This is a genomic window from Paraburkholderia sp. HC6.4b, assembly GCF_014200875.1.
GTDB classification, from domain to species: Bacteria; Pseudomonadota; Gammaproteobacteria; order Burkholderiales; family Burkholderiaceae; genus Paraburkholderia; species Paraburkholderia tuberum.
Genome location: NZ_JACHDC010000018.1, coordinates 216923 through 228055 on the forward strand (window position 1 = coordinate 216923; position 11133 = coordinate 228055).

An 11133-nucleotide genomic window follows, 5' to 3' on the forward strand; every position below is an offset into this window, starting at 1 on the left:
CGGCATCGCCTCTGGCTGGTTTCTGGTCTCTGGCTACGCAGCCCGTCGGCTGCGTAGCAGGTCCGATTCGAAGTCCGATTAGAACTTGTGACGGATACCAACGCTGACCATGACCTGGTTGTTGGTGCTCGACTGGTTGCCATACGAACCGATCGAAGCCGTGGACGAAACGAGTGCGCCCGTAGCCGGATCACGCTGTTGGCCGCTTGCATGCTGCCATGCGGCGACCGTGTACAGGTCGGTGCGCTTCGACAGCGAGTAGTCGCCGCCCAGCGAAACCTGGTTGTACGTTGCCACCGCGTCGCCCGTACCGCGGGTGTACGCGTAGCCGATACCCAGCAGGGCTGCCGGCGTGATCTGGTAGCCGACGTACACGCGGCCGACGTTGAAGATCTGCGTCGACGTGAACGCCGATTGTGCGTCCGGCTTGTAGCGCGCGTTGCTGTACGACAGGTTAGCCGTCAACGGGCCCGTCACGTACTGAGCAGCTGCCGAAGCGATACTGATCGACTTCGCCGTGGTGTAAGCCTGGTTGATGCCTGCGTTGTTCGGGAAGTTCGTGTCGAACGTAGCGCCGGGGACCGTCGTGCTGTTCCAGCCCGTGCGGACAGGAAGGTTGGTGCTTGCGTTGTCAGTCCTCAGGTAGCCACCCGCGACGCTGAACGGACCCGTTGCGTACGTTGCTGCGCCGCCCCACGTTTGACCCGAACCCGTCGCGCCTGCGACGCCGCCCAGAGCGTACATGCCTTCGACCTGGAAGCCCGACCACACCGGCGACACATACTTCAGCGAGTTGTTCACGCGGAAGCTGTTGTCGTTGTTGTCGACGTCACCCGGCGTAGCGAACGTGCTGCCGAAGTAGTTGTCGCCCGTCAGCGGCTGGATCATGTCGACCAGCGGGTCGTATTGACGACCAGCTGTGAAGGTGCCCCAAGAGTCGCCCGTCAAACCGACGTAAGCCTGACGACCGAACATCAGGCCGCCTTGACCGAGCTTGCCGTTGTTGATGTCAAAGCCGTTTTCCAACTGGAAAATTGCCTTCAGGCCGCCGCCGAGGTCTTCCGTGCCCTTCAGGCCGAAACGGTTACCTTGCAGGTTGCCGCCAAACATTTGTACGAGGCTACCGCCGTTGGGCGTAGCGTTGTTCACGTACTGGACCGATTCATCCAGCACGCCATACAGGGTCACGCTGCTTTGCGCGTGAGCGATACCGGCGACGCCGAGGAGCGCCAGTGAGAGGGTAGACAGTGCGATTCGTTTCATCCATTTCTCCACGCAGATGATTGTTCGTTGTTGCGGAAAGCAGAATAGCTCAGCGGCTCGGCGGGGTAGAAACGGAAAAAAAAGAGTGTCGCCAAAAACTGACAATCGATGCAAACCCTTGTATTTAAAGCTCTCAGCGATTGTTTCCATTTGCGCAACATTTATTGGTCTGATGTGCATTATTGTTGATTTGTTGATAGTGACTGGGTGAACGAACGCACTATCAGCATCGATTTGCATGCTAAATGTAATCTAGTCGTCTACACGTCCACTCGCCTTTGTAGTGAAATCATAAAAGAGACGGCTGACGAAAGGACTAGACAGGCTGGACAGACGGGGCGCGTTGTGTGTCCAGGCGCAATCGACTGGATTGACGGCGCAACACGTGCATCTATAAGGGTATGGACGGTAGCGTGGTGAGAAGCGCCCGCTTCAGCGCCGGTCGGCGCCACGGCGCGCCATGGCCGCGGCCGTGAGCCCCGCGGCGGCCGCGAGCAGCACCGAGGTCCACGGGTTGCGTCGCACGTAGCGGTCGGCGGCAGTCGCCTGGCGGCGCGCTTCGACGAGGGCGGACGCCGCGAAACGGGTGGCTTGCGCTTCGGCGTCGAGCACCTTGCGCGTAACGTCCACTGCGGTTTCATGCGCGGAGCGCCTTTGCGCCGCCGCGTTGATTCCCGCGGGCAGCGGCGTAGCCGTTTGGCTGGCAACACCCACAGCAGCGGGAGCAGACGGCGCGGCATTTGCCGCGACGGTCGATGCCGCCAGTACCGACGCGAGCTTCGCGCGGCTGCCCGGCGGCGACTCGCCCTGCATGCCCCAGCCACCACGCGGATCGTGCAGCCGGCCGCGCGCCGCCGAGAACTCCGCGCCGAGCAGCAGCACCAGCGCCGAGAAGTACAGCCACATCAGCAGCACCGCGAGCGAGCCGGCCGCGCCGAACGCGCTGGCCATTCCCGCATGCGCGAGATACAGCGCGAACAGCTTCTTGCCAGCCGTGAACAACACGGCCGCGACGATGCCGCCCACCACCGCATCGCGCCACAGCACGCGAGCGTCGGGCAGAAACTTGAGCAGTCCGGCGAACGCGAAGATCAGCACGAACAGCCCGACGCCGAGCTGCAGCAGATTGCCGATTACGACATACGGCGAGTCGCCCCACAGCCAGTTGCCGATAAAGACGATCACCGTATCGAGCACCAGCGACACGATCAGCAGGAACGCGACGCCGAGCACGAGCCCGAACGAAATCAGTCGCACCCGCACCAGCGCGAGCCAGCTGGAAGTGCGCGGCCCGCTGTACGGCCACACTATATTGAGCGCGCTGTTCAGCGACGAGAACGTCGCCGACGCGCCGATCGCCAGCAGCGAGAACGAGATGATCGTCGCGATGCCGCCTTTGGCGCCCGCGTGATGCGCGTTCTCGACGATCGTCTGCACGCCGGCCGCGGCCTGGTCGCCGATCAGCCCGTTGATGTGGCCGAACAGCTCGCCGCGCGCGGCCGCCGGGCCGAAGAACCAGCCGGCCACCGCGAGCACCATCACGAGCGTCGGCGCGAGCGAAAACGCCGCATAGAACGCGATGCTCGCCGCCAACGCAGGACAGCGGTTCTCCGCGAACTGCCGCAGTGCACCCATCGCCCAATTGGCCTGATGACGCGCGGCCTGCTGGAGGTTCTCGCGAGAGAGCGTGTCGATGTCCATGATCGTGTCTGAATCGTGAGGGCGCCTTCAGGGTGTTTGCTTCATTGCCTTTCGCAAACCTCGTGCCCGTCACTATACAAGTTAAGCGGCGCGCTGCATGGCCTGCGTTCATGGCCTGTTTTGCGGCCCGTTTCGCGGCCGCCCGCGCGTACCGCTAGAATGCAGCGGGTTAATGTCACCTTTCCGCTCATCATGCATTCGCACGAACTCGTACAGCAACTGGACGTCATCGAGCGCGACCAGTGGAGCGCGCATCTGCCCGCGCACGTCATCGAACAATTGCCGGCGCGCGGGATCACGGTGTTCGCCGTCACCGACGACGCCTCCGACACCGCCGCATTCAGCGCTCGCTACGGCTTCGGTCTCGAAGACTGCGCGAACACGATCGTGATCCGCTACAGGAAAGAGGGTGGCGAGCACTATGCGGCGCTCGTGTCGCTCGGCTCGCGGCGGCTCGACATCAACGGCGCGGTGAAGGCCGCGCTCGGCGCACAGCGGCTGTCATTCGCGAAGCGCGAGGCGGCGGTCGAGCATAGCCAGATGGAGTTCGGCGCGATTACCGCGTTCGGTCTGCCGGCCGACTGGCGCGTCCTCGTCGACGCCGCCGTGATGGAGCGTGCGCAGATCGTGATGGGCGCCGGCGTGCGCGCGGCCAAGCTGCTGACGTCGCCCGACATGCTGCGGCAATGGCCGCGCTGCGAGGTGGCGGCGCTGACGCTGCCTGCGGACGGAAACCCGCAACCTTGAAGCCGCACTGAAGTTTTCCTCCGTCGCGCCGTTAATCCCGACAACGACATGAAACGTTTGCGGCGTCCGTTCGCGCGGACAGCCGCCGACCACGACAAGGGATACGGAAGATGGAACGGTTTCGCCTGAAAGTGCGGCTGTGGCTCGCGCTCGCGGTGATGTGCATGGGCATTCTGGCGATCGGCCTGTGGGGGGCGTTCAAGACACGAGACACGATGATCGCCGATCGCGAGGGCGAGCTGAAAAACGTGGTCAGCATCGCGTACAGCGTGCTCGATCGCTACAACGCGCTCGTCGCGGCCGGCACGATGCCGCTCGCCGATGCGCAGCGCGCCGCGATGGACGACCTGCGCGCAATGCGCTACGACGGTGCCGGCGGCTATCTCGTGCTCGAAGACAGCCAGGCGCACGTGCTGATGCATGCCACGCGCGCCGATCTCGTCGGCAAGGACATGACCAACGTCACCGATCCGGACGGCCGCCACGTGTTCAAGGAAGGTTCCGAGCAAACGCAGCGCGAAGGCGAGGCCTTCGTTCATCTGCAGTTCCCGAAGCCCGGCACCGACAGGCTTGCGCCGAAGATCAACTACATGCGGCTTTACAAGCCGTGGGACTGGACCATCGTCACCGGCGTCTTCACGGACGACATCGACGGCGTGTTCTACCGCACCCTCGTGCAATACGTGATCGCGGCGGTGGTGCTTTGCGCGCTCGTGTCACTGGTGATCGGCGTGATTCTGCGCAGCATTCTGCGGCAGCTTGGCGGCGAACCGGCGTACGCGCTGCAGATCGCGTCGCGTATCGCGGACGGCGACCTCGACGTGGTCGTCGACGCGAAGGCCGGCGACAGCACGAGCCTGCTCGCCGCGATGAAACGGATGCAGCAGCGTCTCGCGCAGGCGATCGAGCAGATTCGCGCCGGCGCGACGCTGATTTCGTCGGTGTCGAACGAGATCGCCGCGGGTAATTCGGACCTGTCGCGCCGCACCGAGCAGCAGGCGGCCGCGCTCGGCGAGACCGCGTCGAGCATGGAGCAGATCACCGCGACCGTGCGTCAGAACGCCGACAACGCGAAGCAGGCGAGCCAGCTCTCGCACAACGCGTCGGAGACCGCGGCGCGCGGCGGCGCGGTGGTCGGTCAGGTGATCGACACGATGCGCGGGATTTCACAATCGTCGCACCGGATCGGCGACATCATCGGCGTGATCGAAGGGATTGCGTTCCAAACCAATATTCTCGCGTTGAACGCGGCCGTCGAGGCGGCGCGCGCGGGCGAGGAGGGCCGCGGTTTCGCGGTGGTCGCGGGCGAAGTGCGCACGCTCGCGCAACGCAGCGCGGCGGCCGCGAAGGAGATCAAGGCGCTGATCGAGGAATCGGCCGCGCAGATCGCGGGCGGTTCGGAGCACGTCGGACGCGCGGGTGACACGATGCAGGAAGTCGTGCAGGCGGTACGTCGTGTCAACGACATCATGGGCGAGATCAGCGCGGCGTCGGCCGAGCAGACCTCGGGCATCGAGCAGGTCAACATCGCGGTCGCGAGCATGGATCAGACGACGCAGCAGAATGCGGCGCTCGTCGAGGAGGCGAGCGCGGCGGCCGATGTGCTGAAGACGCAGACCGGGCAGTTGTCGGCGGCGATCGCGGTGTTCCGGTTGCCCGAGCAGCGCTAAGGCACCAGGCCGCGTTGTCGACGCGCGCGAGAATTCACCGCATGCGGGCTCGCAACACGGTGCGTGTCTCACGCCAAGCCGATCCCCGCGCGGCTCAACAATTGGCGGTTGCGCTCCGACAGATTCTTCATGCGCAATTGCTTGCCCGCCTTGCGATAGCGCTCGGCCAGACCCTGCAACGCGGCGAGCGCCGAATGATCGGCGAGCAGCAGGTGACTGCAATCGACGGTCACGCTCGCCGGGTCGCGCGCCGGATCGAACAGCTCGTGAAAGCGCGTCGTCGACGCGAAAAACAGCGTGCCGCGCGGCACATACGTTTTATGGCCCGCTCGATCCTCGGCATGCGTGTAAATTTCGCGCGCGTGCTGCCACGCGAAGTTGAGCGCGGCGATCACGATGCCGCACATCACCGCGATCGCGAGATCGGCAAACACCGTGATGACCGTGACCGCGACGATCACGAGCGCGTCGTTGCGCGGCACCTTGCCGAGCACGCGCAGCGATCCCCACGCGAAGGTTTGCTGCGCGACCACGAACATCACGCCCACCAGCGCCGCGAGCGGAATTCGCTCGATCAGCGGCGACAGGAACAGGATGTACAGCAGGATCATCACGCCGCTGACGATTCCCGACAGCCGCGAGCGTCCCCCCGAATTCAGGTTGATCATGGTCTGGCCGATCATCGCGCAACCGCCCATGCCGCCGAACAGCCCCGATGCGAGGTTCGCCGCGCCGAGCGCGACGCATTCGCGATTCGGCTGACCGCGCGTTTCGGTGATTTCGTCGGTCAGGTTGAACGTCAGCAGCGTTTCGAGCAGACCGACGATCGCGATCAGCACGGCGTACGGCAGGATGATGCGAAGCGTCTCGAGATCGAGCGGCACGTCGGGCAGATGCAGCGTCGGCAGATTGCCGGCGACATGCGCCATGTCGCCGAGCGTGCGCGTCGGCAGATGCAGCAGCTGCGTGAAAAGGCCGATGCCGAGAATGGCCACGAGCGCCGGTGGCACGGCTCGCGTAAGTCGCGGCAGCAGATAGACGATCGCCATCGTCAGCGCGACGAGCGCGCACATCGTCGCGAGCGCGCTGCCGTGCAGCCAGGCTTCGCCGTGCGGCGTGAGCGTTTTGAAGTGAGCGAGCTGCGCGGTCGCGATGACGATCGCGAGTCCGTTGACGAAGCCGAGCATGACCGGATGCGGGACCATGCGGATTAGTTTGCCGAGCCGCAATATGCCGAACAGGATCATCAGGAGGCCGCTCAGGATCACGGTCGCAAGCAGATACTGCGCGCCGTGCTCGACGACGAGCGCGACGATCACGACGGCCATCGAGCCCGCCGCGCCCGAAATCATGCCGGGACGTCCGCCAAATAGCGCGGTGACGGTGCAGATAAAGAATGCGCCGTACAGACCCATCAACGGATTCAGATGGGCGACGAGCGCAAAGGCGATGCATTCGGGCACCAGCGCGAACGACGAGGTCAAGCCTGCGAGCACGTTGCTGCGAATGCCGGACAGCCAGGCGGGCCGACCGGAAGCGGGACTAGCGGTGTTCATGTTCTACGAGGTGGCGCGCGAGCGCAATGCTGAGGCTTGTATGGGCTGCGCTGGACTGGCGTGGCAACGCGCGGCTGCGCGAAGGATTGCGTCCGCTGGGCGCGGACGGTTGACGAAAGGGGCGAATTCTACCGTAGCGCGATGAACGGCGCTGGCGAAGCGGGCGGGAACGCTATGGCCCGAACGCGCGGTGCGCTCGCGCCACAAATCCGGAAGAGGGAAAGCTCCGCTCGGATACTCAGATAATCAGCCGCGACACCTTCGTGCCCTCGAGCGACACGCCGGCCATCAAGCCGCCGTTGGTTAGCACGAAAGCCTGCACCGGGCTCGTCGCGGTCGACGAATCGACCGCGCCGTTCGCGCCGACTTTCAGCACGGCGACGGTCGCGTTCGCGCCGACTGCCCAGCCCTGGCTGTGCATGAATTCGTCGAGCGCTTCCTGCGTCATGAACAGAAACACGAGCGCCTTCGACTGCGCGCCGATCTGCAACCCGAACGAGCCCGCGACCGTGCTGTAGTAGCCGACCGTGCGGCCGCCGATGCGCATCGCCCCTTCACCATACTGTCCGCCGACCCAGAAGCCGGCCGAGATCACCGATGGAAACACCAGCACGCCGCGCGCTTTCGCAACGAGCTCACGCGCCCCGTCGACGTTTTCGTAGAGACGCGCGAGCGTCGAGTCGACGCCGGCGTTGATCGTGTCGCGCTTGCCGGCGTTGGCAGACGGCGATGCGTTCGAGGACGGCGAAGTCGTCGTGCAACCGGTGAGGCTCAGGCCTGCGACGGCCAATGCAGCGCTGCCGGTCATGATGAATTGTCGTCTGCGCATGACGGTTTTCCTTTGCGTTTCTCACGCGTGTTGTACGTTTTGGAAGAGTGCGGCGAGTCGCCTGCTTTGCTTTGTTCTCATATGCACGCTGGAGGTTCCGTGCGCGCGGTCATCGCAGCCAGGCGGCGGCGTGCCGCGACGTTCGCATCGCGGACGCCCACCGCTCAAATAGCAGGTGGCGTGCCCAATGGCCGCGCCGCCTTGCGCGAGAGCGGCGCGGCCATTGCAGTTCGGGTTTTTGCGCCGCTTTCCGTCACGCGTCGTCGCTACGCCGTTGGGCGAATGTTCTGGTTATGACGGAACAGGTTGCGCGGATCGTAGCGGTCCTTCACGGCGACGAGCCGCTCATAGTTGGGCCCATAGGCATCCGCGATACGGCCGCCTTCCTCCTGAGTCATGAAGTTGACGTACACGCTGCCTAGCGCAAAGGGGCGCGCCGCGTCGAAAAAGTCGCGCGCCCATTTGACACAGCGCTCGTCGTCGCGCGCATCGTCCCAGCGGCCGTGCACGTTCATCGCGTATTGCGTCTCGCGACTTGGGTAAGCGGTCGCGTCGACCGCCACGCGCTGCGTTTGCGCGCCGATCAAGCCGAAGAAAATTTCGCATTGCGCGGACGGCAGTGTGTCGATCGCGCGGATCAGCGCGTCGATCAGTCCATCGTCGATGGTGGCGAGGTTGTGCGACTTCCAGTAGTTGCGCGCGCCCGGCGTGAGCAGCGGATCGAAGGCCTGTTGCCAAACTTCATAAGGCATCGGACCGAGATGTTCGCCGAGCGGCTTGCCGAAGCCGCGCACGGCTTCCACCGCGGCTGGGCCTTTTTCGACCGGCCCGTTGTAGCACATCGCGAACACCAGCACGGGTTGGCCGTGCACGTCGGGCGGCAGGAACGGCAGCGGTGGCGCGAGCCGCGCGACGGCCCAGACGGCCAACTCGTCGGGCATCGCGGGCACGGCATCGCGGTATTTGATCAGCGCTTCCTTCGCGTCGGCGAGCGGCAACACGACGAGGCCGCCGTACACGAGCGGGCCGACCTCATGCAGCGCGAACTCGAATAGCGTAACGACGCCGAAATTGCCGCCGCCGCCGCGAATCGCCCAGAACAGATCGTCGTGCGAAGTGGCGCTCAGGCGGCGCAATTCACCGTCCGCGGTGACGATGTCGGCCGCGACGAGGTTGTCGACCGTCATGCCGTAGCGGCGGCTCAACCAGCCGAAGCCGCCGCCGAGCGTCAGACCCGCGACGCCGGTCGTCGAGTTGATGCCGAGCGGCGTCGCGAGTCCGAATGCCTGCGCTTCGTGATCGAGATCGTGCAGCGTCGCGCCCGGTTCGACATAGGCGCGCCGCGCTTGCGGGTCGATGCGCACCGATTTCATCGTGGACAGATCGAGCACGAGGCCGTCGTCGCACACAGCGCTACCGCCGATGTTGTGGCCGCCGCCGCGAATCGCGAGCGGCAGGCCGTTGTCACGCGCGAAGGCGACGCCGCGGCGCACGTCGGCAACACCCGCGCAGCGCAGGATCATCGCGGGAGAACGGTCGATCATTGCGTTCCAGATGCTGCGCGCCGTGTCGAAGCCCGGCGTGTCGGGCAGCAGAAGCTGACCGCGAAGTCCGGATTTGAATTCGTCGACCGCGCTGCTGGAGATAGTAACCATGTTGTACCTCGTCGAAGAGGGGGAGGCGCTCGCAGAACGCTGCTCCGCAGACCAACCAAAAATGCGGGCGGTGAATGAAAGCGGATTGAGAGGTTCGGCTGCGTGCAGTAAACGGGGCGCCGCGTCGAAGTCAAACAAAGGTTTACCCGCGTTCGTGGGCGATTCCGCGCGGTGGCTCGCGGGGACAGGCTTTTGCGGGCAGGGCAACGACGATACGCGGCGGTACTGCCGAAGATGGTGGGAATGCTCCGGGAAAAGCGTGCGCGCTGATGTGTTGGTTATCCGACGCGCTGGTGGTTGTGCCACGACACTTTGCATATGGGCGTGGCTCGTGATCGCGTGCGACCGAGGCACACGTTCGACGACTGTGCGAGGTAGCGCACATGGCGACAGCGATTTTCGCGACGCACGCGCATTGCCCGACGACGCGTAATGTTTCGCACGCGCGTTTCGGTGATTTTCATTGCGTTGTCTATTGGGTTGCTCTCATTGGGTTTTTCTATTTCTATTTTTATGTGCGAATGGCCACATGAATAAAACCAATGATGTGTAAATGGACAGTATTTGTCCGATAAAACCAAAGGCTAATTTTCGTTTTTCTGATCAGATTGCATTGAGCGCGAGATTTTTTAACTTCCTGTCTGAAGAATGTGGAGTAGCGGATTTGGCGGGCGGATCGTCGTTTAACGCCGCCTGACGGGCCGTATCGGCAATATCGCATTGCGTGGTCTAGCGCACGGTCGAGCGATTGCGCTGCGAATAACTTCAACGTCCATCAAGCCTCGCTGTGCTGCTCTCACGATCACGTGCGCGCACAGCCAGCCGATTCTCTCGAAGCACGCCAAATCGGACCGGGGATTTTCCGTGAGAGAAGTGTTTAGTGCGAATGCATTTTTAATTCGCATAAAGCGAAGCTGCGCAAAGGCTTTGACTTTTCGTTTTGTTGACGAGCGGAGATTCACTCGTTAATTGGACCGGTCTTTTTGGTGAAATAATTCGGAGAGTGAAATGAAGAAGCAAAGCGGGGACGCGTGGATATTGGGAACGCGACGGGCGGCTTTGGCGGTCGCGGTCAGTCTTTATGCGGCGATGGCGGGTGCGCAGACGAATTCGGGGAGCACCGCCGCGCCGGCAACGAATCCCGCAGTGATGGTGCTCGCCGAGGCTAGCGTGCACGGCGGATGTCCGTCGGGCGGCGGGCCGGGCTGCACGTCGCAGGGATTCGGGCAGCTCGGGGCGGGCGCCTTCGGCGTCGCGGCGGCGGGGCTCGGCCCGACATCGCCCACCGGCTCGCCGGCGGGCAACGGGACGTCCTCGACAGGCACGGGCGCGGGAAGCGGTGGCGGGAATAGCTCGGCTAATTCCGGCCCGGGCGGGGTGGGCTCGGGAAATACCGGCGGCAACAACGGCAATGGCGGTGCCGGCGACAACGGTAACGGCGGCGCGGGTAGCGGTGGTGGCGGGAATGGCTCGGGGAATGGCGGCACGGGCGGCGATGGCGGCGGTAACGGAGGCGGTGATAACGGCGGGGACGGTGGTGGGGATGGTGGTCATGGTCATGGGCATGGTCATGGTCATGGTCATGGCCACGGCGGTGATGGTGACGGCGATGGCGGCCATGGTCATGGCCACGGCGGTGATGGTGACGGCGATGGCGGCCATGGTCATGGCCACGGCGGTGATGGTGACGGCGATGGCGGCCATGGTCATGG

8 protein-coding genes are annotated in these 11133 nt (G+C 64.2%); 3 read left to right on the forward strand and 5 right to left on the reverse strand.

Features of this window, described 5'->3' with window-relative positions; all coding sequences use genetic code 11:
- Window positions 1-78: 78 nt before the first annotated feature.
- The gene (locus HDG34_RS26460; protein ID WP_184063533.1) at window positions 79-1263 is read right to left on the reverse strand and encodes a porin; all 1185 of its coding nucleotides are present in this window, start codon (window positions 1261-1263) and stop codon (window positions 79-81) included.
- A gap of 432 nt (window positions 1264-1695) precedes the next feature.
- A complete protein-coding gene (locus tag HDG34_RS26465) occupies window positions 1696-2964 on the reverse strand; it encodes a YihY/virulence factor BrkB family protein (protein ID WP_090807133.1) in 1269 nt (422 codons plus the stop codon).
- Window positions 2965-3156: 192 nt separating this feature from the next.
- Here HDG34_RS26465 and HDG34_RS26470 point away from each other — a divergent pair, with 192 nt between their 5' ends.
- Both HDG34_RS26470 and HDG34_RS26475 read left to right on the forward strand, forming a co-directional pair.
- Window positions 3157-3711 (forward strand): YbaK/EbsC family protein, encoded by a 555-nt coding sequence (locus HDG34_RS26470; RefSeq protein ID WP_184063536.1) that lies wholly within the window; start codon window positions 3157-3159, stop codon window positions 3709-3711.
- A 110-nt stretch (window positions 3712-3821) separates the two neighbouring features.
- Entirely contained in the window at window positions 3822-5381 is a 1560-nt protein-coding gene (locus HDG34_RS26475; RefSeq protein ID WP_184063539.1) for a methyl-accepting chemotaxis protein, read from the forward strand.
- Window positions 5382-5449: 68 nt separating this feature from the next.
- On the opposite strand, the gene HDG34_RS26480 is transcribed toward HDG34_RS26475, so the two are convergent.
- The 3 genes from HDG34_RS26480 to HDG34_RS26490 form a co-directional block, all read right to left on the reverse strand.
- On the reverse strand, window positions 5450-6937 hold the full coding sequence (locus HDG34_RS26480; RefSeq protein WP_184063542.1) for a SulP family inorganic anion transporter: 1488 nt from the start codon (window positions 6935-6937) through the stop codon (window positions 5450-5452).
- A 238-nt stretch (window positions 6938-7175) separates the two neighbouring features.
- Window positions 7176-7766, reverse strand: coding sequence for a YSC84-related protein (locus HDG34_RS26485; RefSeq protein WP_184007138.1), 591 nt, complete (start codon window positions 7764-7766; stop codon window positions 7176-7178).
- A gap of 266 nt (window positions 7767-8032) precedes the next feature.
- Window positions 8033-9421 carry an FAD-binding oxidoreductase gene (locus tag HDG34_RS26490; RefSeq protein ID WP_184063544.1) on the reverse strand — a complete coding sequence of 463 codons (1389 nt, stop codon included), beginning with the start codon at window positions 9419-9421 and terminating at the stop codon, window positions 8033-8035.
- 1477 nt (window positions 9422-10898) lie between these two features.
- Here HDG34_RS26490 and HDG34_RS26495 point away from each other — a divergent pair.
- Window positions 10899-11133: hypothetical protein (locus HDG34_RS26495; RefSeq protein ID WP_184063547.1), on the forward strand; the 235-nt coding region annotated here is incomplete at its 3' end.

Bases quoted from the DNA above. Each gene is read 5' to 3' on its own strand.
- HDG34_RS26460 (WP_184063533.1), bottom strand. From the start codon at position 1,263: ATGAAACGAATCGCACTGTCTACCCTCTCACTGGCGCTCCTCGGCGTC.
- HDG34_RS26465 (WP_090807133.1), bottom strand. From the start codon at position 2,964: ATGGACATCGACACGCTCTCTCGCGAGAACCTCCAGCAGGCCGCGCGT.
- HDG34_RS26470 (WP_184063536.1), top strand. From the start codon at position 3,157: ATGCATTCGCACGAACTCGTACAGCAACTGGACGTCATCGAGCGCGAC.
- HDG34_RS26475 (WP_184063539.1), top strand. From the start codon at position 3,822: ATGGAACGGTTTCGCCTGAAAGTGCGGCTGTGGCTCGCGCTCGCGGTG.
- HDG34_RS26480 (WP_184063542.1), bottom strand. From the start codon at position 6,937: ATGAACACCGCTAGTCCCGCTTCCGGTCGGCCCGCCTGGCTGTCCGGC.
- HDG34_RS26485 (WP_184007138.1), bottom strand. From the start codon at position 7,766: ATGCGCAGACGACAATTCATCATGACCGGCAGCGCTGCATTGGCCGTC.
- HDG34_RS26490 (WP_184063544.1), bottom strand. From the start codon at position 9,421: ATGGTTACTATCTCCAGCAGCGCGGTCGACGAATTCAAATCCGGACTT.